18 protein-coding genes and 2 pseudogenes are annotated in these 24071 nt (G+C 72.0%); 10 read left to right on the forward strand and 10 right to left on the reverse strand.

Annotation, left to right across the window (positions count from 1 at the left end):
• Nucleotides 1-43: 43 nt before the first annotated feature.
• On the forward strand, nucleotides 44-3013 hold the full coding sequence (locus tag ACWIHY_RS28955; protein WP_454378770.1) for an NACHT domain-containing protein: 2970 nt from the start codon (nucleotides 44-46) through the stop codon (nucleotides 3011-3013).
• 184 nt (nucleotides 3014-3197) lie between these two features.
• The gene (locus ACWIHY_RS28960; protein WP_454378772.1) at nucleotides 3198-3743 is read left to right on the forward strand and encodes a hypothetical protein; all 546 of its coding nucleotides are present in this window, start codon (nucleotides 3198-3200) and stop codon (nucleotides 3741-3743) included.
• Nucleotides 3744-3753: 10 nt separating this feature from the next.
• Here the strand turns inward: ACWIHY_RS28960 and ACWIHY_RS28965 are convergent, their stop codons facing one another.
• Nucleotides 3754-4032 (reverse strand): hypothetical protein, encoded by a 279-nt coding sequence (locus ACWIHY_RS28965; RefSeq protein ID WP_454378774.1) that lies wholly within the window; start codon nucleotides 4030-4032, stop codon nucleotides 3754-3756.
• A gap of 114 nt (nucleotides 4033-4146) precedes the next feature.
• A pseudogene (locus tag ACWIHY_RS28970) lies at nucleotides 4147-4239 on the reverse strand (antibiotic biosynthesis monooxygenase); the annotation flags it as partial.
• A 181-nt stretch (nucleotides 4240-4420) separates the two neighbouring features.
• Between ACWIHY_RS28970 and ACWIHY_RS28975 the strand changes: the two are divergent.
• The 3 genes from ACWIHY_RS28975 (at nucleotide 4421) to ACWIHY_RS28985 (ending at nucleotide 7532) form a co-directional block, all read left to right on the forward strand.
• Nucleotides 4421-5011 carry a TetR/AcrR family transcriptional regulator gene (locus ACWIHY_RS28975; RefSeq protein ID WP_454378776.1) on the forward strand — a complete coding sequence of 197 codons (591 nt, stop codon included), beginning with the start codon at nucleotides 4421-4423 and terminating at the stop codon, nucleotides 5009-5011.
• Complete coding sequence (locus tag ACWIHY_RS28980) at nucleotides 5004-5849, forward strand: alpha/beta fold hydrolase (RefSeq protein WP_454378777.1); 846 nt, start codon at nucleotides 5004-5006, stop codon at nucleotides 5847-5849. The genes ACWIHY_RS28975 and ACWIHY_RS28980 overlap by 8 nt, the downstream gene beginning before the upstream one ends.
• 153 nt (nucleotides 5850-6002) lie before the next feature.
• Entirely contained in the window at nucleotides 6003-7532 is a 1530-nt protein-coding gene (locus tag ACWIHY_RS28985; RefSeq protein ID WP_454378778.1) for an SDR family oxidoreductase, read from the forward strand.
• A 9-nt stretch (nucleotides 7533-7541) separates the two neighbouring features.
• Here the strand turns inward: ACWIHY_RS28985 and ACWIHY_RS28990 are convergent, their stop codons facing one another.
• On the reverse strand, nucleotides 7542-8897 hold the full coding sequence (locus ACWIHY_RS28990) for a carboxyl transferase domain-containing protein (protein WP_454378779.1): 1356 nt from the start codon (nucleotides 8895-8897) through the stop codon (nucleotides 7542-7544).
• Nucleotides 8890-10329, reverse strand: coding sequence for an acyl-CoA synthetase (locus ACWIHY_RS28995; protein ID WP_454378780.1), 1440 nt, complete (start codon nucleotides 10327-10329; stop codon nucleotides 8890-8892). The genes ACWIHY_RS28990 and ACWIHY_RS28995 overlap by 8 nt, the downstream gene beginning before the upstream one ends.
• 361 nt (nucleotides 10330-10690) lie before the next feature.
• Between ACWIHY_RS28995 and ACWIHY_RS29000 the strand changes: the two genes are divergently transcribed.
• The gene (locus ACWIHY_RS29000; protein ID WP_454378781.1) at nucleotides 10691-12748 is read left to right on the forward strand and encodes a SpoIIE family protein phosphatase; all 2058 of its coding nucleotides are present in this window, start codon (nucleotides 10691-10693) and stop codon (nucleotides 12746-12748) included.
• A gap of 8 nt (nucleotides 12749-12756) precedes the next feature.
• On the opposite strand, the gene ACWIHY_RS29005 is transcribed toward ACWIHY_RS29000, so the two are convergent.
• Entirely contained in the window at nucleotides 12757-15477 is a 2721-nt protein-coding gene (locus ACWIHY_RS29005) for a SpoIIE family protein phosphatase (protein ID WP_454378782.1), read from the reverse strand.
• Nucleotides 15478-15660: 183 nt separating this feature from the next.
• Here ACWIHY_RS29005 and ACWIHY_RS29010 point away from each other — a divergent pair, with 183 nt between their 5' ends.
• The gene (locus ACWIHY_RS29010) at nucleotides 15661-16218 is read left to right on the forward strand and encodes a PadR family transcriptional regulator (RefSeq protein ID WP_454378783.1); all 558 of its coding nucleotides are present in this window, start codon (nucleotides 15661-15663) and stop codon (nucleotides 16216-16218) included.
• A 70-nt stretch (nucleotides 16219-16288) separates the two neighbouring features.
• Complete coding sequence (locus ACWIHY_RS29015) at nucleotides 16289-18016, forward strand: acyl-CoA dehydrogenase family protein (protein WP_454378784.1); 1728 nt, start codon at nucleotides 16289-16291, stop codon at nucleotides 18014-18016.
• Here the strand turns inward: ACWIHY_RS29015 and ACWIHY_RS29020 are convergent.
• A complete protein-coding gene (locus ACWIHY_RS29020; RefSeq protein ID WP_454378786.1) occupies nucleotides 18013-18945 on the reverse strand; it encodes an SGNH/GDSL hydrolase family protein in 933 nt (310 codons plus the stop codon). The two genes, ACWIHY_RS29015 and ACWIHY_RS29020, sit on opposite strands and share 4 nt — an antisense overlap.
• A 90-nt stretch (nucleotides 18946-19035) precedes the next feature.
• The gene (locus ACWIHY_RS29025; RefSeq protein WP_454378787.1) at nucleotides 19036-20235 is read right to left on the reverse strand and encodes an alginate lyase family protein; all 1200 of its coding nucleotides are present in this window, start codon (nucleotides 20233-20235) and stop codon (nucleotides 19036-19038) included.
• A 319-nt stretch (nucleotides 20236-20554) separates the two neighbouring features.
• On the opposite strand from ACWIHY_RS29025, the gene ACWIHY_RS29030 reads away from it, so the two are divergent.
• Nucleotides 20555-20704: a hypothetical protein gene (locus ACWIHY_RS29030; RefSeq protein WP_454378788.1), complete on the forward strand. Its 150-nt coding sequence runs from the start codon at nucleotides 20555-20557 to the stop codon at nucleotides 20702-20704.
• Between the two features lie 14 nt (nucleotides 20705-20718).
• Here the strand turns inward: ACWIHY_RS29030 and ACWIHY_RS29035 are convergent, their stop codons facing one another.
• Nucleotides 20719-21483 (reverse strand): cupin domain-containing protein, encoded by a 765-nt coding sequence (locus tag ACWIHY_RS29035; protein WP_454378790.1) that lies wholly within the window; start codon nucleotides 21481-21483, stop codon nucleotides 20719-20721.
• A gap of 56 nt (nucleotides 21484-21539) precedes the next feature.
• Nucleotides 21540-21982: pseudogene (locus ACWIHY_RS29040) on the reverse strand (CBS domain-containing protein); the annotation flags it as partial.
• Nucleotides 21983-22119: 137 nt separating this feature from the next.
• On the opposite strand from ACWIHY_RS29040, the gene ACWIHY_RS29045 reads away from it, so the two are divergent.
• Complete coding sequence (locus ACWIHY_RS29045; protein ID WP_454378791.1) at nucleotides 22120-22881, forward strand: PIG-L deacetylase family protein; 762 nt, start codon at nucleotides 22120-22122, stop codon at nucleotides 22879-22881.
• 47 nt (nucleotides 22882-22928) lie between these two features.
• Here ACWIHY_RS29045 and ACWIHY_RS29050 read toward each other — a convergent pair whose 3' ends face one another.
• Complete coding sequence (locus ACWIHY_RS29050) at nucleotides 22929-23831, reverse strand: RNA polymerase sigma factor SigF (RefSeq protein ID WP_454378793.1); 903 nt, start codon at nucleotides 23829-23831, stop codon at nucleotides 22929-22931.
• Nucleotides 23832-24071: the final 240 nt, after the last annotated feature.

Consider the following 24071-nt stretch of genomic DNA (forward strand, 5'->3'; position numbering starts at 1 on the left):
GTCACTTCGGAACGGAACGTGACGGCCCGGGGGGTGCGCGTCGATGTGGGCACCGCTGGGGGAGTCGCGTATACAACGGCGTGTCGGGCTCGGCCTGGCCTGCCTGGCGCTGGTCGCGCTGGCCGTGGCCCTGTCGCGCAATCGCGGGGACAGCGATGCCGCTTCGATGTGGATCTCGGCGGTCTCCGCGTTCGTGGCCGTCTGCGCCTTCGCGGTCGACTTCGTGCGCGGGTCGGCGGACACGGACCCCGGGCCGCAGGGTGACCGCCGGCAGCGGGCGGCCGACGCCCTCGCCGAGGCGGTACGGGAGCAGTGGACGGCGGAGGCACAGCTGCGCCGCCTCCAGGACCCGGAGCCGCTGGGCGTCCACTGGTCCCGCGTGGGCCCACCGCTCGCCGACCATCGGCGCAATGTCCGGCAGGGGCAGGGGCAGGGGCAGGGGCAGTGGGAGTGGCAGGGGCGGCTTCTGCCCGCGCCGCGCGACGGAGCCCGGCGCCCCGTCAGGATCGTCGAGGCGTTCACGGCGATTCCGTCCGGCCGGCTGGTCGTGCTGGGCGGACCCGGGGCCGGAAAGACCATTCTCGCCGTGCAGTTCGTGCTGGGGGTGCTCGCCGCCAGGCAGCCGGGCGGTCCCGTTCCCGTGTTCATCTCCCTGGCGAACTGGGATCCCCGGTCCGTCGGCCTGCGCGAGTGGCTGGCCGAGCGGCTGGCCGCCGAATACCGGCCCCTGGCCACGGCCTCCCGTACGGGCACCGGCACCCTGGCCCGTGAACTCGTGGACGCCGGTCTCGTGCTTCCCGTACTCGACGGCCTGGACGAACTGCCCGGGCCCGCGCGGGTCAAGGCTGTTCGGCGGCTCAACTCCGAACTCGGCGAACGGCTGGCCGTCCTGCTCACGTGCCGCAGCGCGGACTGGGAGCAAGCCGTGCGCGACGGCGACGTGCTGACCTCCGCCGAGGTCGTGAGGCTGCGACCGCCGGACTTCAGCGCGGTACGGACCTATCTGGAGCGAACGGCGCCCCCCGGCGCCGACGGCTCCACCCGGTGGACCCCCATCCTGCGCCGGCCTTCCGCGCAGCTGACGGAAGCGCTGCGTACGCCGCTGATGGTCGCTCTGGCCCGCACGGTCTACGGCGACCGGTCGGACGACCCGGCCGAGCTGCTGGACAGCGAGCGGTTCCCCACGGCGGAACGCATCGAGGAGCACCTGCTGGACGCCTTCGTCCCCGCTTCGTTCGGCGACGAACCGGACGACGGGCGGACCGGCGGACCGGGCAGTGGGCCGGGCAGCCACTCCTGGCCACCGGAGGCGGCGCACCGCTGGCTGTGCCACTTCGCTCGCGATCTGGAACGCCGGGGCACCGGGCGGCTCGCCTGGTGGGAGCTGGGCGATGCGATGCCGCGCGTACTGCGGGTCGTGGGGCCCGCGTGCTTCACGCTCCTGGCCACGGTCGCGCTGCTGTCGCCGCTGGTGCGGTACGGCGACCGACTGGCGGCGGACTGGGACACCGGGTTGTCGGTCGTCATGCATCTCACGGGTTTTCTTCTGGGCACCTGCTTCGGTCTTGCCTTCCTGCTGCCTCCCACGGAGCGGTCCCGGCAAGGTCTGCGCCCATTGCTCCGACTGGCGGGCACGGTGATCGCGGCCTTCGCGGTGACCGGCGCGGGCCTCGGGCTGCTCGCTCCACCGATCTTCGGCGTGGCGCTCGGCATGGTGCGTACCCCCGAACTCACCCACCTGCTCAACGGGCTCAACACCGGCGTGCTGTTCCCGCTGATCTTCGCCGTCGCCGGGCTGCCCCGGCGCCCTCTGCCCCTGAGCCTCCCGTGGGCCGGCAGCCCGCGCGCACAGGCGGCCGTGCGCCTCGTGGGCGGCGCGTTCGCGTGCGGCGGCGTGGGACTCTTCGTCTCCTCCCTGGCCGGTGCCGACAGCGACGCCGTGTGGAGGCTGCTCCCGCCCGTCACCTGCCTGGTCGCCGGGCTGTTCCTTTACCGGGCGGGGCTGCGACGTGCGGAACGGCAGGCCGGCGTGCATGGCGCTCACCACAGGGTCCTGAGCCGCTTCGGGACCGGAATGGCGCGCGGTTTCTGTGTCTGTCTGCTCGTGGGGGTGTCCGCGTTCACGGTGATGGGCGCGGTCGTCGGCGCCTTCGCCGCGTACGAACTCGGGGCCGCGAAAGCCCCGGCCGACGGCGAAGTGATCGGCGGCTGGCGCGCGGACACGACGGACGGCGGCCGCGCTCTCACCTCCCTCGGCAGGTACCGGGGCGAATTGCTGTACCGGGAGGGCGTGACGAGGCCGCTCGCGGTACCCGTGGGCGCCGGGTTCGGCCGCTACGGGCAGCCGCACCACCCGTTCTACGAGGTCATCCGCGTCCGGACGGAGAACGGGCAGCCGATGCTCAGGACGGCCGACGGGAGGGCCGCCGACGTTCGGAACGTGGTGTTGGGCATGCCGGGCCGCGCCCAGCTGTGGCTCGCCCGGCGCGATGCCGCGGACATCGTCGCGGATTCCGTGATGCCCCTCGCCGGTATCGGAGTGCTGTTCGGGGTCGTCGGCGGCTGCGCCTCGGGCGTCTACCGGGCTCTGAACATGTCGTCGGACGTGATCCGGTCCACCGGTCCGCGGAGCACCCTGCGGACGGATCGCTCAGCGACCTTCGTCCGCGCCGCGATCGTCTCGGTCGTCGCCGGCGGGGTCTGTCTGGTGCTGATCTCCGCACTCGGCAGGGACGGGTTCCCGGCCACCGTGCACACCCAGCTGTGGCTGCCCCTGGGCACCTCCGCGCTCGCGCTGAGCGCCTGGGGCAGGCTCGGTGTGACCCGGATCTGGCTGGCCGTGACCGGCCGGGCGCCGTGGCGCCTCATGGGCTTCCTCGAAGAGGCTCACCGGCGCGGGGTGCTGCGCCAGTCGGGCGCGCACTACGAGTTCCGGCATCTGCGGCTCCAGCAGCGCCTCGCGGGAGCACGCGACCGTACGGGCGTCCCGCGAGATCCGTCTCTGATCCCATAAGACGACCCCGACGGCGCGCCTCACAGGCACAGCTCATCGAAATCGTGCATATGGTGCATAGTGCCCTGCTTCTGGGCGGTGGGAGGAAAGGAATGAATTCTCTATGACCGCGTGCGAAAAAGGCAGGCCCGGCAAGAAACGGCGGGCCTCGGTTGCTCTGGTACTCCTCATGACGGTATCGGGCATGACAGCCCTGGTGTCATGCAGCACCGACAACGGAGACTCCAGTACTCCTACTTCGTTCAGTCCTCGCCCGACGCCCCCGGACACCTCCTCCTTCACGGGCACACCGCCGTCCGCCCTGGCCTCGGCGGACGCGTCGGTGCGCGCCTCGGCGTCCGCCGCCGCTTCGTCCGCGTCGGCTGCCGCGTCCGCCTTCGAGGCATCGGTCTCCGCCGACGTCGCCCGTGCGAACCAGGCAGCCGCTGACGAGCTGGAGAAGGTGGACGGCGAAGGCAACGCGAAGTCGGACGTCTCGCTCACGGGGAAGCCGCGAGCCGAGACCGGCGGTCTGCTGGCTGTCGTCGTCAACATCACCAACCGTTCCGACCAGCAGGCGTCGTACGCGGTCCAGGTCGACTTCACCGATCCGTCCGGCAAGGTCGTGGAGAGCAGAACCGTCGGAGCGCAGGACCTCGAACCGGGCGAGAGGGCGCAGCCGCTCGCCATCAGCCGGAAACCGGCCGAACTGGACCTGAGGGCGAGGATCGCCAAGGCGCAACGGTACTGACGGGCGCCGGTCAGCCCGCTTCGCGCGGGCCCGGCGCCGCCGGGGTGCCGAGCCACCGGCGCAGCACCCTGCTGACGGCCGGCATGGCCACGTACGTCATGGTCACGCTCAACACAGCCGATATCACCGCCGTGTTGACCAGCAGCGGCAGCGCGGTGGCGAGCGGCGGAACGAACGTGACGTTGGCGATCAGCGAGATCGGATAGACGGCCAGGGATGAACTGATCGCCATCTTCCACCGGGGAGGCGCCGGCTGGACCGATCCCGGCTTGGCGAACCACGTTTCCATTCCCGTCAGCTCCCGGCGGGCGATCTCGGTGTGATGGTGCCCCTCGCAGTGGTCGAACCACGCCGCGCGTTCCGCCGAGTTCTGCCATGTCCGGCACGCGGCGGCGTCGCGAAAGCGGTGGACGAGGAACCAGGGGCTGCCGTCCGCCGACGGCCGGAACAGGCCGTACCCCAGATGTCCCGGGAATCCGGCGGCGGTTTCGAGAATGCCCGCCGCCCACTTCGCGCAGGTGGCCCAAGCAGTACGGCGAGGCCTACGACGACTTCCTTGAAGTCACCACCCTCCTGGACCGACCGGCCGACCGGCCGACGGGCCGGGGCGGTCCGCGTCCTAGTTCTGCTAGGTTTCTGCCTAGTATCCCTAGGTTGCAATCAGCGGGAGGTGGCCGATGGGCCGCGCCGGACTCACGGTCGCCCGGGTGGTGGAGGCCGCGGCCGAGCTCGCGGACGAGGTCGGGTTCGACAACGTCACCGTGTCCGCGCTGGCGCGGCACTTCGGCGTGAAGGACGCGAGTCTGTACTCGCACGTCAAGGGCCTGCGCGACCTGCGCACGCGCGTCGCCGTGCTGGCGGTCGGGGAGTTCGTCGAGCGGATCGCCGACGCCGTCGCCGGGCGGTCCGGCGAGGAAGCGCTGGCCGGGTTCGCGGGGGCGTACCGGGAGTACGCCCTCCGGCATCCGGGGCGGTACGCGGCGACGCAGTTCAAGGCCGATCCTGCCGTCGTCGCCGAGACCCCGGCGTACCGGCGCACCATTGACGTCACGTACGCGATGCTGCGCGCCTACCGGCTCGACGAGCCGGACATCACCGACGCAGTGAGGCTGCTGCGCTCGGCGTTCCACGGCTACTGCACCCTCGAGGCCGCCGGCGGCTTCGGCGCTCCCCGCGACGTACAGACGTCGTGGGACCGGTCCGTCGCCGCGCTGCACTTCCTGCTGGAGAACTGGCCTGCGACGAAGCCGGAGGAGAGCGATGACTGACCCGTACCACGAAGTGTGCGGCACCGGACCCGTGCTGCTGCTGATCCCGGGAGGGGCGGGCGATCCCACGGGCTTCGAGGAGATGACGGCGCGACTCAGCGGGCGGTTCACGGTGGTGACGTACGACCCGCTGGGTCTGTCGCGCGGTCTGCCGGACGGGCCGGTCGGGGACCAGCGGGTGCGGACGTGGAGCGAGAACGCGCACCGCCTGCTCGACGAGCTGCTGCCGGCCGGCGACTCCGCGTACGCCTTCGGGAGCAGCTCGGGCGCCATCACCGCCCTGGACCTGCTGGCCCGGCACCCGGACCGGCTGCGTCGAGTGGTCGCGCACGAGCCGCCGGTCACGGAAGTGCTGCCGGACGCGGCGCGGCACCGCGCGATGTTCGCGGAGGTGTACGACGTCTTCCGTGCCCGCGGCCTCGGGCCCGCGGCGGCCCGGCTGAACGCCGGTCTGACCGACGACTGCTTCCCCGACACGGCGGACGGCCCGGGGCCCGGGGCCGGCGCCGATGTCCACCCGTCGCACGCCACCGGCCCGTCGAGCCCGATGGAGATCTTCGTGGCCCGCGTGCTGCGCCAATTCACCGCGTACGTGCCGGACGTGGCCACGCTCAAGCCCCTGTCGGCCAGGCTGGCCGTCGGCGTCGGACGCGACTCGCGCGGACAGCTGCTGTACCGCACCGCGGCGTCCCTCGCCGGGCAACTCGGCAGCGAACCGGTGGAGTTCCCGGGAGGGCACATCGGCTGTGCCGAGCACCCGGCCGAGTTCGCGGAGCTGCTCGCGGAGACGCTGCTGCAGGCCCCTGCGCCGGGTGGGCGGCCGATCGCACAGTCGTGACGCCGTCGGCAGCGGTCACCCGATCGGCCCAAACGGCTCCGTCCGCCGTGTCCGCGCGCACCAGCGGGTGGAAAAGGTTTCAGTGGACGGAGAGCAGCGGGGAACGGTGGTGACCGGCGCTGCCGACGAACGCCGGTCAAGACGGAGGCGCACATGACGCACGCGAACGGAACACCGCACCTTCGGTGCCTGGTCACCGGTGCCACCGGCTACATCGGTGGCCGGCTCGTCCCCGAACTGCTCGGGGCCGGTCACCAGGTGCGCTGCCTGGCCCGTTCCCCGGGCAAACTGCGCGACCACCCCTGGGCGGACCGCGTCGAAGTGGTGCGCGGCGACGTCACTGACGAGGGTTCGGTACGCGACGCGATGCGGGGCGTCGATGTCGCGTACTACCTGGTCCACGCCCTCGGTACCGGTAAGGATTTCGAACGGACCGACCGCCGGGCCGCCGAGATCTTCGGCGAGCAGGCCCGCGCAGCAGGCGTGCGGCGCATCGTCTACCTCGGCGGGCTGACACCGCGGGACGTGCCGGAACACGAGCTGTCGCCCCATCTGCGCTCGCGCGCCGAAGTGGGCGCGATCCTGCTGGGTTCGGGGGTCCCGACGACCGTACTGCGCGCGGCGGTCATCATCGGTTCAGGCTCCGCCTCTTTCGAGATGCTCCGCTACCTCACCGAGCGCCTTCCGGTCATGGTCACGCCCAGCTGGGTGCGTACCCGCATCCAGCCGATCGCGGTGCGCGACGTCCTGCGCTACCTCGTCGGCAGTGCGGACATGCCCGCCGAGGTGAACCGCGCGTTCGACATCGGCGGCACCGATGTCGTCACGTACCGGGACATGATGCGTAGGTACGCGGCCGTGGCAGGGCTGCCGCGGCGCCTCATCGTCCCCGTGCCGGTCCTGACCCCCGGGCTGTCCAGCCACTGGGTCGGGCTGGTCACACCGGTGCCCCACTCGATCGCCCGTCCGCTGGCCGAATCACTGCGTCACGAAGTCGTCTGCCACGAACACGACATCGCCACGTACGTCCCCGATCCGCCGGGCTCCCCGGTCGGCGTGGACAGGGCGCTCGCTCTGGCGCTCCAGCGGGTCCGGGACGCCCGTGTCGCCACCCGCTGGTCGTCGGCGTCGGTGCCCGGCGCCCCCAGCGACCCGTTGCCCACGGACCCCGACTGGGCCGGCGGCAGCCTCTACACCGACCGGCGTGAGCTGACCGTCGACGCCTCGCCGCAGGACCTGTGGCGGGTGATCGAGGGCGTGGGCGGCGAGAACGGCTGGTACTCCTTCCCCCTCGCGTGGGCCGTGCGCGGCTGGGCGGACCGCCTGGTCGGTGGTGTGGGGCTCAGGCGCGGCCGCCGCGACGCCCACCGGCTGCGGGTGGGCGACTCGCTGGACTTCTGGAGGGTCGAGGAGATCGAGCGCGGCCGGCTGCTCCGGTTGCGGGCCGAGATGAGGTTGCCGGGCCTCGCGTGGCTGGAGATGTACGCCGAACGGGACGAGGCCGGCTGCACCCGCTACCGGCAGCGGGCCCTGTTCCATCCCCACGGCCTGCTCGGGCACGCGTACTGGTGGAGCGTCGCGCCGTTCCACGCCGTCGTCTTCGGCGGCATGGCCCGCAACATCGCGCTGGCCGCGGAGGGCCTGCCGCCCGGGAGGACCGCCGCCCAGGACACCTCGACGTGACCCGGGGCGTCAGCCCACGACCCCGCGCGCGATGCCCAGATCGACCAGGTCCTGGGGCCGCAGGCGCAGCAGGCCGGCGGTTTCCGGGACGCGGTCCGGCGTGCGTTTGAGGATGGCGGCCGCCAACTCCGGCGCGATCACCGAGAAGTAGCTGTCGTGCGTGGCCCAGAGGTTGCCGGGCGCGGCCAGCGCCAGCGCGCCCCCCGAGCCGCCCTCGCCGACGAGGAGACTGGTGAGCGGTACGCGCGCCGTGGCCATCGCGCCGAAGAGGTCCGCGATGGCGGCGCCCGCGCCCGCCCGTTCCGCCGAGGCGTCGTTGGCCGCGCCCGGCGTGTCGATGAGGGTGAGCACGGGGATGCCGAGCCGGCCGGCGAGGCGGACCAGGCGGGCAGCCGTCCGGAAGCCGGCCGGGAGGGTCGCGGTGCCGCACTGGGCGGCGTACGCGATCGAGCGGCCCTCCCGCAGTCCGAAGCCGCAGCGCATGCCCGGGTCCGTGCCGCCGCACCGGTCACCACTGATCTCCTGGACCCGGTCGAAGTACGCGGCAAGGTACGCGTCGGCGCGCGGCCGTTCGGGGGAGCGGGCCCGTGTCACCGCCTCCCAGCCGGTCGGCGTGGCCGGGTGACCCGCGTACGCGGCGAGGGAGCCGGGGGGTTCGGGCGGCCCGGCCCAGGGGGCCGTGGTCAAGTGGCGCAGCCACCGCGCCAGCGCGCCGGGCAGGTCCTCGCGGCGTACGACCGCGTCGATCTGGCCTGCGGCCAACTGCCCTTCGGCGGTGTACGCCCCTGGGTCGGCGTCCGGCGGCCGTACCCTCGATCCGGCGAAGCCGACCTGCGCACCGGGCAGGGCCAGGATCACGTCCGCGCCCGCACCGAGCGTCGCCCACCCGCCCCCTGTCGTGGGGTCGCGCAGGACGGCGACCTGCGGCACTCCGGCGCTCCGCAGCAGAGCGGACTGGTGCGCCACGCGCTGGAGTTGCACCAGCGCGCGCATGCCCTCCTGCATGCGGCTGCCACCGGTGGCGATCAGCGACACGAGCGGAGCGTGGCGCTCGCGGGCCACCGTGTAGGCGGCCTCCAGTCGGTCGCCGGTGGGCTCCCCGAGGGAGCCGCCCAGGAACCCGAACTCGAAGGACACGACGACCACTTCGGTACCGCCCATCGAGCCGGTGCCGCAGACGGCCGACTCGCGTTCACCGGTGCGCTCCTCGGCGCGGGCGAGCGACTGTCCGTATCCCGGCCAGCCGATCGGGCCGTCGACGTCCTCGGACGGTCCCTGAGGCCGCCTCGCGTCGGGCAGTTCGGTGAAGCTTTCCCGGTCCACCACCGCGGCGATCGCTTCGCGCGCCGTCCAGGGGTCAGCCATGCAGGGCCCGCTTCATGATCTTGCCCATGTCGTTGCGCGGCAGCGCGTCCAGCAGCCGCACCACGCGGGGCCGTTTGTGCGGAGACAGCTGCCCTGCCACGTGACTCGCCAACTCCTCGGCGGTGGGCGGGTACCGGCTGTCCGACGGTACGATCCAGGCGACGATCCGCTCGCCGAGATCCGCGTCCGATTCCCCGGTGACCGCCGCCTCCCGCACCCCCGGGTGATCGAGGAGCGCGTTCTCGATCTCGCCGGCGCCGATTTTGTAGCCGCCGCTCTTGATGAGATCGGTGGCCTTGCGGCCGACGATGCGTACATAACCGTCCGGGTCGCGCGTCGCCATGTCCCCGGTGCGGAACCAGTCGCCGTCGAAGGCCGCGGCGGTCGCGTCCGGACGGTTCAGGTACTCGGTGAACAGGTTCGCCCCCCGCACCTGGATCTCGCCGACGCTCTCGCTGTCGTACGCCGTGATCTCCTCGCCCGACTCCTCGACCAGCCGCACCTCCACGCCGTCGAGCGGCACGCCGACCGTGCCGGGCCTGGGCTCACCGTCGGCGCGGACGCTCGTGTTCATCAGGGTCTCGGTCATGCCGTACCGCTCGATGACCCGCCGTCCGGTCGCGGCGGCGATGCGCTCGTGGTCGTGCACCGGCAGCGCGGCGGACCCGGAGACCAGCAGCCGCGCACCGGACAGGGCCTTGGCGAGCGCCGGATCGCCGGGGAGCGCTTCTGCGATGCGGTGGTACATGGTCGGAACGCCGAAGAGCATCGTTCCGTGAGCGGCCAGCTCGTGGGCCACGGCGTCCGTCTCGAAGCGGCCGAGGTGGTGGACGGCGCCGCCACGGCGCAGCGGGCCGAGGATGCCGAGGATCAGTCCGTGTACGTGGAAGAGAGGCAGGGCGTGGACCAGTACGTCGTCCGCGGTCCACTGCCAGGCGTCGGCCAGCGCGTCCAGGCTGGAGGTGATGGCGCGACGCGGCAGCACGGCGCCCTTGGGAGGGCCGGTGGTGCCGGAGGTGTAGACGATCAGGGCGGGGGACTCGGCGGACGGCTCCGGCGGGAGTAGCGCCGGCCCGGTCGCGCGTACGTCGACGTCGATGCGGTCCAGTGCGTCCAGGACCGTCGGAAGCCGGTCCCCGGGGGCGGCCAGTACCAGCGCCGGCCCGCTGTCGGAAAGGATGTGCTCCAGCTCGCGCTCGCCGGTCTTCGGGTTGAGCGGTACGGCCGGCACACCGGCGAGGAGCGCGGCGACCACGGCGACAGCGGTCTCCAGGGTGGGCGTCGCCCAGACCGCGACCCGTCCGGCCCCCTGGAGCCTGCCGGCCGTCGCGCCCGCTGCGGCGGCCAGTTCGGCATGGGTCAGGGAACGGTCGCCGAAGCACAGTGCCTGATGGTCCGAGCCGGCGGCCAGGGCCGGGAAGAGAGGGGACACGCGTCGTACTCCTAGCTGTCGGGGCTGATCTCGGCCGGGACCGCAGTACCTACCCGGGCCCGGCACCGCCAACGCCGGTCCCACGGCACCCGAGACTACGGCGACGGTGATTCTCCGTACACCGTCGGGGCGTGGGTCAGCTCCGCGCGGACCACCGTCGTGTCGGGACGTCGGCGCCGCGCACGCCGACGGCCAGGGCGGCGAAGACGATCAGCGCCAGCAGAGGCGTCGGACACGCCACCGGAGGGGCGGGAGGACGTCCCCGCCCGACGGAGCCGAGGGGCCGAGGAGGCGCCCAACGCCGATGCCTCGGATAAGGTGATTCCGTAGGAAATGCGCCCTCCCGGGTTAGGTCGATGCGTTGGACACATACCAGTCGGCGGGCCAGGTGCCGGGGCAGCCCGCAGGGGTTGTCGGGTACGCGGGCGTGCTCCGCGAGCTGCTTCCGATCGCGCTGTGGCGAGAGGACGCGGACGGGCGCATCGTGGAGTGGTCGCTGGCCGCCCGTGACCTGCTCGGGCATCAGCCCGAGGACGTACTCGGCCGGCTGGCCCTGCCGATCCTGGTCCCCGACGTCAACCTGGAACTGGCCGGCTCGCTGACCCGGCGGGTCCAGGCGGGCGAGACCGTGGTCGGGACCCTGCCCGTGCGCCATCGCGACGGCCACTGCGTGACGATGGAGATGTGGATCGTCCCCGCCGCCGACCCGCGGGGCAGGCCCGGCACCCTGCTGATCGCCGTGGAGACCTCCGAGGTCCTGCACATGCGGGACTCCCTGGCGGCCCTGGAGAGCCTGTTCAGCCAGTCACCCATCGGCCTGGCCACCCTCGGACCCGACCTTCGGTTCCTGCGGGTCAACGACGCACTGGCCCGGATGAACGGTGTCTCCCCGGCCGAGCACCTCGGCAAGCGGCTGACCGAGGTGGTGCCCGGTGTCAATGCCACCGCGCTCGAGGCGATGATGCAGCAGGTCCTGGACCGCGGTACGTCCGTCGTCGACGCCCGCAGGACCGGCCGGACCGCCGCCGCCCCGGACCACGACCGGACCTGGTCCTGCTCCTACGCCCCGCTGCTCGACAACGCGGGCCGCAGACTGGGACTCATCGCCTCGCTGATCGACATCACCGAGGGCCAGCAGGCGCAGATCGAGGCCGAACGGGCCAAGCGCCGCTTCGCCCTGCTCGCCGAGGCCGGCACCCGGATCGGCACCACGCTGGACCTGCGGCAGACTGCCGAGGAGGTGGTGCAGCTGCTCGTGCCGCAGCTCGCCGACTCGGCCGACGTACAGATGCTGGAAGACGTCCTGGAACCGGACGAGGCCGCCGCGTCCACCCACGGCATGGTCCGCAGGCTGGCGGCCTCCTTCCCCGATCCGTCCGCACCCACGGCGAAGCTGACGGCGGGCATGACGCTCCAGATCCCGCTCGGCTCGGTGTACGAGCGGGTCATCGCCGACGGGCGGCCCATGAACCTGTACCAGTCCGACATCCCGGCGCTGATCACCGACCCGCGCGCCGAGCGGCTGCGCGCGTACCTCACCACGCTCGGCTCCGCGCGGCTGATCCCGCTCGTCGCCCGCGGCAAGGTGCTCGGCGCGGTGGTGGTGACGCGCCTGCGCACCCGCGAGCCGTTCGACGAGCAGGACTGCGTACTCGTCGACGAGCTGGTCGCGCGCGCCGCGCTGAACATCGACAACGCGCGCATGTACACCAACCAGCGGGAGGCCGCCCTCACGCTGCGGCGCAGCCTGACGAACAGCGCGCTGCCCGACGTCACGGGCCTCGAACTCACCGGGCGCTACCTCCCCGCCAGCGACCACGACGTCGGCGGCGACTGGTTCGACGTCATCGCGCTGCCGGAGGGGAGAACGGGACTCGTCATCGGGGACGTGATGGGTCACGGGATCCACGCGGCGGCCGTCATGGGTCAGCTGCGCACAGCGGTACGCACGCTCGCCCGGCGCGACATCTCCCCTGCCGAGATGCTCCGCTCGCTCGACGCCGTCGTGTCCGATCTGGGGGAGGACGAGATGGCGACCTGCGTGTACGCCGTCCACAACCCGGCCACCGGCCAGTGCGTGATCGCCAGGGCCGGCCACCCCCCGCCGGCCGTGGCCACCGCCGGCGGGGAGATCACGTTCCTCGACGGCCTGCCGGGCGTCCCGCTGGGGACAGGAGGACTTGACTTCCGGACGCAGCAGGTGCCGCTGCCGCCCGGCAGCCTGCTGGTCCTTTACACCGACGGCCTCATCGAAGCCCGCGACCGGGACCTCGACGAAGGCATGGGCAAGCTCGCACGGGCCCTGGGGCACCGCGAACAGCCGCTGGAGGATCTCTGCGACAGCATCCTCGAACAGCTGCTGCCCCGCCTCGCGCAGGACGACGTGGCAGTGTTGCTGGCGCGCACCCGGCGGACATGAGCCGAGCCTCAGGGGGTGTCGATGTCGATGTCGATGTCGTCGATGTCGAAGAAGCCGAGGAGCTCCTGCGCCGGCTCCCCCGAGGCGCCGGGCAGCGCCTGCTCGGCCCAGATGACCTTGCCCGCCGACGTGTAGCGGGTGCCCCACCGCTGGCTCAGCTGCGCCACCAGGAACAGCCCCCGTCCTCCCTCGTCCGTGGTGGCGGCGTACCGCAGATGGGGTGAGGTGCTGCTCGCGTCGGACACCTCGCAGGTCAGGGTACGGTCGCGCAGCAGCCGCATCCGGACCGGAGCGGATCCGTAGCGGAGGGCGTTGGTGATCAGCTCGCTGAGGATCAGCTCCGTACCGAACGCGAGAGCTGACAGGTCCCATTCGTCCAGCTTCTTCGCGGCGACGGCTCGCATCGCACCGACCGCGCTCGGTTCGAACGGCACCTCCCATTCGGCGACGCGGTCCGGGCCGAGCGTCCGCGTCCGGGCGACGAGCAGAGCCACGTCGTCCCGCGGACGCGCCGGCAGCAGGACGTCGAGAACCGCCCGGCAGCTCTCTTCCGGATGCCGGTCCGGATGGCGGCTCAGGGCGGAGCGCAGCAGCTCCAGCCCCTCGTCGATGTCACGGGTACGGTCCTCGATCAGACCGTCGGTGTAGAGCACGAGCTGGCTGCCCTCGGCCAGGTGCACCTCGGCGGTCTCGAACGGCATCCCGCCCAGCCCCAGCGGCGGTCCGGTCGGCAGCCGAAGGATCTCCACCGTCCCGTCGGGACGGACCACCAGCGGCGGCGGATGTCCCGCCCGTGCCATGACGCAGCGCTGGGACACCGGGTCGTACACGGCGTACAGGCAGGTGGCGCCCAGCATGCCGTCGTCGTCGGCGTCCGCGCCGTCCTCGCCGTTGTGGTCGATGCGCTGAACGAGGTCGTCGAGGCGGGACAGCAGTTCGTCGGGCGGCAGGTCGAGGGACGAGAAGTTGTGGACCGCCGTGCGCAGCCGCCCCATGGTGGCCGCGGCGTGCAGTCCGTGGCCGACCACGTCACCGACGACGAGGGCGACCCGGCTGCCCGACAGCGGGATGACGTCGAACCAGTCGCCGCCCACCCCGGACTGCGCGGGCAGGTAGTAGTGCGCCACCTCGACGGCGCTGTGCTCGGGGAGGCCGCGCGGCAGCAGGCTGCGCTGGAGCGCTACGGCCACCGTGTGCTCGCGGGTGTAACGGCGGGCGTTGTCGATGCTGACCGCGGCCCGCGCGACCAGCTCCTCGGCCAGCGACAGATCGTCGTCGTCGAAGGGCTCCGGCTTCTCCAGCCGCCAGAAGTTGACCAGTCCGAGGACGACGCCCCGCGCCTTGAGGGGCGCTGTGATGAGGGAGTGGATCCCGTAGTCGATGATGCTCTGCGCCACGGGCGGGTCCTGGGCGAACCAGCCCGGTGCGTCCGACAGGTCGGGCACCAGCTCGGCCTGGCCGCTGCCGAGCCCGCGGGCCTGCGGGGTGGACGGCAGGAAGTCGATCAGCTTGCCGCGAGGATAGAGGGGCTGGTCGTCGCGGATGCCGCTGACCGCCGTACGCCGCAGGTCCGCGCCCGTGCCGGTCGGCTCGTCGCCGTGCAGCACCTGGTCGGCCAGATCGACGGTCACGAAGTCCGCGAACCGGGGCACGGCGACGTCCGCCAGCTCCTCGGCCGTCCGCCGCACGTCGAGCGTGGTGCCGATGCCGACCCCCGCGTCGTACAGGAGCTTCAGCCGCCGGCGAGCCGCGTCGGCCCGGCCCGTGAGGACGCGCATCTCGGTGGAGTCGCGGATGGTGACGGCGGCCCCCTCGGGCTGGCCGTGGGGTTTCGTCGGCCGTTGGTTCACCACGAGCAGCCGGTTCCCGGCCGCGAGGACCTCGTCGGTGGCCTCCCGGCCGGACAGCAGAAGGCCGGCTATCTGCTGGTCGAGGTGCGGCAGCTGCCCGACGTGCCGTCCCTCCGCGTCGGCCGGAAGCCCGAGCAGCCGTTTCGCCTCGTCGTTCGCGAGCAGCAGGCGGCCGTCCCCGTCGGTGATCAGGACGCCCTCCCGGACGGCGTGCAGGACCGCGTCGTGGTGTTCGTACATACGGGTCATCTCGAGGGTGCCGAGCCCATGGGTCTGCCGCCGCAGCCGTCTGGCGACCAGTGCCGTGCCGGCCGTGGCCAGGGCCAGGGCGGCCGCGCTGACGCCGAGGATGACCGGGAGCTGCCGCTCGACCACGCCGGAGACGTTCTGCACGGTGAGACCGGCCGATACCAGCGCCACCACCTCGCCGTCGGCGGCCGTCACCGGGACGACGGCCTGGATCTCCTGGCCGAGGGGCCCGTCCACGCTCTCGGTGTGGACCCGTCCGGCCAGAGACGGGTCGATCGTGCCGACGAAGCGCTCGCCGATCAGGTCGGGCTGGGGGTGCGTGTAGCGGATCCCGCTGGTGTCCATCACCACGATGAAGTCGACGCCGGCCTGTTTGCGCGTCTCCTCCGTGAGCGGCTGGAGGATCTCGGACGGGTCCGGGGCCCTCAGCGCCTCGCTGAGTCCGAGCGAGCGGGCGAACGTCTCGGCGACCGCGACCGACCGGTTGCGGGCCTCACGCTCGCCGTCGTGGCGCGACTGGAGCACCAGGGCCAGCACGGCCCCGGCGGCGAGCAGCAGCACGACCGCCACCTGGAGGACGAAGACCTGTCCGGCGACGCTTCGCGGGCCCTTCCTGGTCAGTGACCGCACCGACCCGCCCGGCACGGGGTGAAAAGATCGACCACAGTCTCATTTGTACCCCTGTGCGGGCTCCGGCGGCCAGGTGGTGCACAAGCTGCCTGGTGCACGCAGGTACACGCGGGGCAGGTGAGCCGTGTCTCACCCGGGCCGTGCCGCTTGTCTATGCAACGAGTTGCATAGAAGGATCGGGGCATGGCGCTCGAACACGCGATTCTCGTCTCCCTGCTGGAGAAGCCGGGCTCCGGCTACGAGCTGGCCCGGCGGTTCGAGCGGTCCATCGGGTACTTCTGGAACGCCACCCACCAGCAGATCTACCGCGTCCTCAAGCGGATGGAGAGCGACGGCTGGATCGACGTCCGGGAAGTGCCGCAGCAGGCACGGCCGGACAAGAAGGAGTACTCCGTCGCCGCCGTCGGCCGGGCCGCGCTCTCCGGGTGGCTGCACGAGCCGATCGAACCCGAGAGCGTCCGCCACGACCTGGCCGTGAAGATCCGCGGCGCGGCCTTCGACGACCCGGCCGCGCTCATCGGCGAGGTCGAGCGGCACTACCGGGCACACACCGACCGGCTCGCGCACTACCTGGCGGGGGAGCGGCGTGATTTCGCCGGTTCCGGGGCGCCCGGGGCCCCCGACCCGGGGCGGGAACTCCAGCATGCCGTCCTGCGCGGCGGTATCGCGTACGAGCGGATGATGCTCGCCTGGCTCGACGACGTACTCGCCACCCTCCACCGGCTCGCCGCCGACCGCTGAGGCGGCGCCGGCGAGCAGTCCCGAACCCACCACACCCTCACGACCCCTCAAGCCGGAAAGGCGAACACCCATGGCCGACCCGCTGCTGTTCAACCCGCGCAGCTACGACCCGGTGCACTTCGACTCCGAGACCCGCAGGCTGCTGCGCGCCACCGTCGACTGGTTCGAGGACCGCGGCAAGCGCAGGCTGATCGAGGACTACCGCTCCCGGGCCTGGCTCGCGGACTTCCTCGCGTTCTCCGCCAAGGAAGGGCTGTTCGCCACCTTCCTCACCCCCGCCTCCGCCGCCGAGGGGCAGCCGGACAAGCGCTGGGACACCGCCCGGATCGCCGCCCTCAACGAGATCTTCGGCTTCTACGGGCTCGACTACTGGTACGCCTGGCAGGTCACCGTGCTCGGACTCGGCCCGGTCTGGCAGAGCGACAACGCCGCCGCCCGCGACCGCGCGGCCGAACTCCTCACCCAGGGCGAGGTGTTCGCGTTCGGCCTGTCGGAGAAGTCCCACGGCGCCGACATCTACTCCACCGACATGCTGCTGGAGCCGGACGGTGACGGTGCCGGCGGCTTCCGCGCCACCGGCTCGAAGTACTACATCGGCAACGGCAACGCCGCCGGGCTCGTCTCCGTCTTCGGCCGCCGCACCGATGTCGAGGGCCCGGACGGTTACGTCTTCTTCGCCGCCGACAGCCGCCACCCGGCGTACCACCTCGTGAAGAACGTCGTCGACTCCTCGAAGTACGTCAGCGAGTTCCGTCTCGACGGCTACCCGGTCGGTCCCGACGACGTACTGCACACCGGCCGCGCCGCCTTCGACGCCGCCCTCAACACGGTCAACGTCGGCAAGTTCAACCTCTGCACCGCCTCTATCGGCATCTGCGAGCACGCGATGTACGAGGCCGTCACGCACGCGCACAACCGCATCCTCTACGGCCGCCCCGTCACCGCCTTCCCGCACGTGCGCCGCGAGCTGACCGACGCGTACGTCCGGCTCGTCGGGATGAAGCTGTTCAGCGACCGCGCCGTGGACTACTTCCGCTCTGCCGGTCCTGACGACCGCCGCTACCTCCTCTTCAATCCGATGACGAAGATGAAGGTGACCACGGAGGGCGAGAAGGTCATCGACCTGATGTGGGACGTCATCGCCGCCAAGGGCTTCGAGAAGGACACCTACTTCGCCCAGGCCGCCGTCGAGATCCGGGGGCTGCCGAAGCTGGAGGGGACGGTCCACGTCAACCTGGCGCTGATCCTCAAGTTCATGCGCAACCACCTGCTGGACCCGGCCGGGTACGAGCCCGTGCCGACGCGTCTCGACGCGGCGGACGACGAGTTCCTCTTCCGCCAGGGACCGGCGCGCGGCCTGGGCTCCGTCCGCTTCCACGACTGGCGCACCGCCTACGACGCGTACGCCGCGGTGCCGAACGTGGGGCGCTTCCGGGAGCAGGCGGACGCGCTGTGCGAGTTCGTCGCGACCGCCGCGCCCGACAAGGAGCAGAGCCGCGACCTCGATCTGCTGCTCGCCGTGGGCCAGCTGTTCGCACTGGTCGTGCACGGCCAGTTGATCCTGGAGCAGGCGCGCCTGACCGGCCTGGACGAGGACGTGCTGGACGAGCTGTTCTCCGTCCTCGTACGTGACTTCTCCGCGCACGCCGTCGAGCTGTACGGCAAGGACTCCGCAACCGCCGAGCAGCAGCGCTGGGCGCTGGACGCGGTCCGGCGGCCGGTCGTCGACGAAGCCCGCTCGGGCCGGGTCTGGGACCGCGTGGAGGCGCTGTCCGGGACGTACGAGATGCAGCCCTAGCCGCCCGGCCCGCGCAGAGCGGCGTCGACCGCCCCGGCGATCGCCTCGCAGTAGCGCACGATGCCCGGTGAGCGCACCGGGCAGGGGCGCGGTGTCTTCGTGGTCGGCGCGAGGCAGAAGTGCAGGTGATCGTCGTCCCGGTGCAGGGAGGCGAGTCCGCTCCGGCAGTCGCCGGGGCGGGCCCGCTCGGCGTCGTTGCAGGGCAGCCGCTGCGCCCAGGTGTAGCGGGCGCCCGCCGGGCTCACTTCCCGGCCGGCGTCCGCCACCGCGTCCGGACCGGCGGCTGCCCGGTCCCGGTAGATGCCGTTGACCCGTCGGGCCCGGTCCGGGGAGAAGGCGTCGGGGGCCTGCAGCACCCAGACGATCCGGGGCGGGGGGATGCCCGCCTCGCGCGCCGCCGCCGCGATCTGCCCGGCCAGCGCCTTCGCGTCGGCCGCGTACCGGGTGTAATAGCGCGAGCCGCCGCCCTGGGGGATCGAGTCCATGCAGGGCGTGTACGCCCAGGAGTTGCCCCAGAACTGCAGCACGACAACCTGCGGCCGCTCCGACCTGACCAGGGCGGCCGCCTTGTGCCGCGGCGGTACGAGAGAGTCGCGCGCCGTGTTCTCCAGGTAGTCGCACAACGTCGTACCGGAATACGGCTCGCTGCGTACGGTCGCCCGCCCGTCGGCCGCTATCCGGTCGGCGAGGACCCGCCGGCTCTCCATGGCCAGCGAGTCCCCGAGGTAGAGCACGCGGGACTTCTCCCGCGGCGGCTCCGACGTCGACGGTGCCTCCGGCGCAGCGGACCGCGCCGGAGGCGTGGGGGCCTGCGCACCGGGGACACTCGGCGGGGGAGCGGCAGCGGTGGTGGCGTCCGAGGGATCGGAGCACCCGGTCACCCAGGACAGTGCCAGCGCGGCGAACACCGCGAATCGTCCGCACCTCACGCCTCTCCCCTTCCGCCCGGTGACGAGGCACCACAGTGGACCCGGGAGAGGCAGAGGTCCAGACGGCGTACGCGCCAAAGTGGCCGGATGTCAGCTCGGGTTCGAGGCGTGGGTGAGCGTTTCCCAGGCGACGAAGAGGTTGTTGGAACCTGCCGGACGGCCGCGCTCGGTGAGCGTCCGGGTGTTGGTCATCGCGTACCCCATGCGCTGGTGCAGGGCGTTGAAGCCGACCTCGGTGACAGGGCCGAGGCCGCGGTGCAGGGTGCCGCCGCACAGCCAGCTCGGGGGCGCCTCGCCGAGCTCGTACTTCGCCTGGAACCCGAGGGCGTGGCGCAGGCGTTCCGCCACCTCGGGGTAGAGGTCCTGGCCCTGTATGCGGCTGGTCTCGGCGATGTGCGCGATCGCGGAGAGGCCGTAGCCGGTGTGGGTGAAGTCGCGGCAGGTCTCCTGGGTGAGGCCGTTGACGAACGTGGTCTGGCCCTGCCAGTACCTGACGATCTCGTCGCGCGTGTCGAGGCCGCTGCCCGGCGCCGCCTTCGGCAGTGCGCCGTCGCTGGTGAGGTAGATGTACGCGGGGACGCGGCCGCGGAACTTCGTGACGGCCCTGTCGTACGACGTGCGGTCCTCCAGGAACACGGCGATCCCGATGGCGGCCTCCGTCATGCTGAGTTCCCAGTTGCCGTTGGAGTGGGAGCCGTTGATGACCTCGGGCAGGTAGGCGGTGCGCAGCATGGTCCTGAATCGCTCGATCCGGTCCTGCGGCCAGCCGGTGGCGGTGTAGCGGATGATCTCGGCGGCCTTGGGCCAGGACGAGCCGGCCCAGCCGGTCTGGAGCGGGGCGTTGGAGTTGGTGTGGTCCTTGATGACGCCGGACCAGGCGTCCATGATCTCGATCGACTTCTGGGCGTAGCGGTTGTCCCGGGTGATGTACCAGGCGAGGGAGAGTGTGTACGCCGCTATGGCGTCCTCGCGCTCGTCGGTACACCCGTTGTTGGGGTTGGAGTACGAGCCGCACTCGACGACCGCGCGGGGCTTGGGAGTGCGGGTGAGCGAGGCGTACTTGCTCGCCATCATCTGGTCGAACGCGCCCTTCCAGGGCTGGGCGCCGGCCTTGACCTTGTCGCGGGTGAAGTCCAGCTGCCCGCGGGAGACGGTCACACCGGGGTGGGTGAAGGTGGCCGGGGCCGCTTCGGCCCTCTCGGCGGCGGGGCCGGTCAGGAGGGAGACGAGAAGGGCCGCGAGGAGCGCCGGGACGGCGATCAGGGCGTGGCGGCGTCTGTGCAGGGGCATTGGGGGGAGCCCTTCGAGTTGCGTATGTGAACACTGGTCGTCGTCGTGGACGGGTGTGATGGTGGGTGAACCTAAAGGTCTGAACCAGGCACGTCAAGATGTGACGCCGGACAGCCCGGTGTTCTCATACATGGACTCTGTTTGGCCGAGGGCGGGACGCACCGGCGATGACGGTCAGTGGCCGTGTCGCGGTGGGACCGTGCTGCCGGCCCCCACGTGCGTCTGCTCCCAGCGCGCCGTGCTCGGCCGCCCGGGTCGCCGTCCCCCTCGTGATCGCCGCCCGTCGGTGGCGCGGGACGGCGGGCCTCGTGCTGCCGGGGTGGAGCGCGCGCTGGACAAGCTCAACGCCGTTCCGGCGACGAAGGATCTGGCGTCCCTCAACGAGCAGGTGGACAGCGGGCGCAGGCTCGCCGAGGACGTCGCCGGGAGCTGCCTGGAGTCGAAGCAGCTGATCCCGGCAGAAGGCTGACGCGCGGTGGGGTGTCAGTCGGCTGCGTAGACGTCCAGCCTGCCGCACATCCCGAACCGGCCCCGCGCCGTGGGCGGTTCGGCGCGTACGGCCGCCCGCGCGAGGTAGGCGCAGTCGCCGGCCCCCAGCCGGTCGAGCTGGTCCCCGGTGGCGACCGACGCGGCCCCGGCCCCCTCCCGCCACCGCTCGCGCCAGCCGCCGGTCAGCGGGCCGACCAGGGCCGCCGCCGCGCGGTGGAAGGCGGCGAGCGGCCCCGGATCACCTGCCCCGGCAGCCGCGCGGAGCGCCGCGAAGCCCTCCAGGGCGAGGTCGCGGCGTACTCGTGCCGCGCGCGCCAGTTCTTCCTCGGTGCCGTCGGCGGGCAGCGTCGCCGAGCTCCGGTACGCCGCCGGGTCGGCCAGCAGCGGCGGGGGCAGGGTGAGTACCGCGTCGCCCGCCTCGGGCAGGCCGCGGTTCTGCATGAGTACGACGATGGTCAGGCCGCCGTCATTGACCAGCCGGTGAACGGTGCCGGGCGTGAACCACACCAGCGACCCCCCGGCCAGCGGCGTCTCCCGGAAGCCGGACGCGGTGAGCGTCTGCACCGCGCCCCGGCCGCTCATCACCAAGTACCCCTCGGAGCAGGTGAGATGAACGTGCGGTGTGCCGCCGCGCAGTCCGTCGGCGGCGGGCCAGTCGTACACCCGCAGCAGCGAGACGCCGATCCCGCCGGGCAGTCCTTCGAATCCGAATCCGGAACCGGTCGCCACGGAAGCTCCTTGGTAAGCGCTTTCCCCCATCGCAACCTAGAGGCGTGCCCGGCACCGGTCAAGAACCCCTCCGCCGTTGACGGCCGCTACGCGTCCGCGACCGAGTCGAAGTCCACCTGGCCGCGCGGCACACCCCGCGCGTCCGCGTCGACCGAGCGGCGCAGCGCCTCGTGGAGCTTCGCCGGAGTGAGTACGCCGACGAACTTCGCGCCGTCCACCACCGCCACCCACCCCGCGTCGTGCTGCAGCGTCTCGCTGAACGCCTGCTTGAGCGGTGCTCCGACCGGCACCCACGCCTCCCTGCGCCGGGCCAGGTCGCCGACCGTCCCGCCGCGACGGCCGGCTCCTCGATGGACACCCAGCCGTGCAGCTCGTCCCCGTCGGTGAAGACCACGGCCCACCGGGCGCCGTCGGCGCGCAGCCGGGCCGCCGCGCTCCGCGCGGGCTCGTCCGGGCGGGCGAACATCGGCTGTTCCAGATCGTCGGCGTCGACCTCGGTGACGGACAGCCGCATCAGGCCCCGGTCCGCGCTCCAACCGGATCACGTACGTCACGGTGGAAGGGCCCCGGGCAGCGCGCACACGGGCCGCGACTGTACGAGTCACCCACCAGGGTGTCACCACGCCGTGGAACCGGAACGGATGATTCGCCGCTTATTCTGCGCGCATGACGACCGAGCCGACACAGCCGCCGCTACAGCCCCGGCAGCTTCAGCCGATGCCCTCCGACTGGCAGCGCGCCCTCGCCGTGGTGGCGCATCCGGACGATCTCGAATACGGGTGCGCCGGAGCCGTCGCGGGATGGACCGACGGCGGGCGCGAAGTGACGTATCTGCTCGCCACCCGGGGCGAGGCCGGCATCGACAGCCTGGAGCCGGACAAGTGCGGCCCGCTGCGCGAGCAGGAGCAGCGGGCCAGCGCGGCGATCGTGGGCGTGACGGCGGTCGAGTTCCTGGACTACAAGGACGGTGTGGTCGAGTACGGAACCGGTCTGCGTCGGGACATCGCGGCCGCTATCCGCAAGCACCGCCCGGAACTCGTCATCACCCTCAACCACCGCGACACCTGGGGCGGCGTCGCCTGGAACACGCCCGACCACAGGGCGGTCGGACGCGCCACCCTGGACGCGGCGGGCGACGCCGGGAACCGGTGGATCTTCCCCGAGCTGACCGAGCAGGGGCTCGCTCCCTGGGACGGTGTGCGCTGGGTCGCCGTGGCGGGTTCGTCGACGCCCACCCATGCCGTGGACGCGACGCCCGGGCTGGAGCGGTCCGTGCTGTCGCTGCTCGAACACCGCGCCTACATCGAGGCCTTGACGGACGAGGACCCCGAGACGTACTGCCGCACGTTCCTCAGCCAGAACGCGCAGCGGGCGGCGGACAACTTCGGCGGAAAGCCCGCCGTCACCTTCGAGGTCTTCAGCCGCTGAGCCGGGCAGAGCCGGGCCGAGTTGGGGGAGCCGGCGGGGCCCGGCACTCAGGTTTCGCAGAGCATGCCGGTGCGAAGCTTGGTGAGGATCCGGGTCAGGAGACGGGAGACGTGCATCTGCGAGATGCCCAGCTCGGCGCCGATCTGGGACTGTGTCATCTCCTGGCCGAAGCGCATCTCGATGATGTGGCGCTCCCGGTCGTCGAGCTCGCCCAGCAGCGGCGCCAGAGCGTGCAGGTCCTCGACCGTGTCCATGGCGGGGTCGGCCTCACCGAGGACATCGGCGAAGGTGCGCGACGCACCGGCGCGGCCGTCGTCGCCGGGCTCGCTGGGCATGTCCAGGGAACCGGCGGTGTAGCCGTTGGACGCCACGAGACCTTCCACGATCTCGTCCTCACTGAGCTTCAGGTGCGCGGCGAGTTCCCTGACCGTCGGGTCCCGGTCCAGTCCGGCCGCGAGCTGCTCCCTGGTCCTGGCGAGCTCGACCCGGAGTTCCTGGAGCCGCCGGGGGACGTGGACGGCCCAGGTCGTGTCACGGAAGAACCGCTTGATCTCCCCGACGATGTAGGGGACGGCGAAGGTGGCGAACTCCACCTCGCGGGACAGGTCGAACCGGTCGATGGCCTTGATCAGCCCGATGGTGCCGACCTGGACGATGTCCTCCATCTCGCCGCCGCCGCGATTGCGGAAGCGCCCGGCGGCGAACCGCACCAGCGAGAGGTTCATCTCGATCAGGGTGTTACGGGCGTACTGGTGCTCGGGAGTGCCCTCTTCGAGGACGTGCAGCTGGTCGAAGAACGCCTTGGACAGACTCCGGGCGTCCTTCGGGGCCACCTTCCCCGCGTCCTCGATCCACGGCAGCTCGCCCGCGCCGGGGAATGTTCCGGGCCCCGAGCTCGTCGCGACCCGCGTCCGCGGAACGTCCGAAGTCCGCACCGGCGTTGTCGTCATGTTCCCGCCTCTCTCCTGATCGCTCCGTTTCCTCCGACTTCCCAGGCTTCCTCTTTGTATGTCTCCCCCCGCCGAATGGCGGACGGGAGTGCGTCCTGGGTACGGCTATCCGGCCGAAAGTTGACTGGGCGTCGGCACCGCGCGGAATCGTCTTGATTAGACGTGCGCGCCATTGACAGCCTGTCAGGCCCCTGGAGGATTCTGTGGCGTTGTGATGCGCGATTGCCCACGGTTTTCGCC

It is taken from the genome of Streptomyces sp. NPDC055287 (assembly GCF_053646035.1).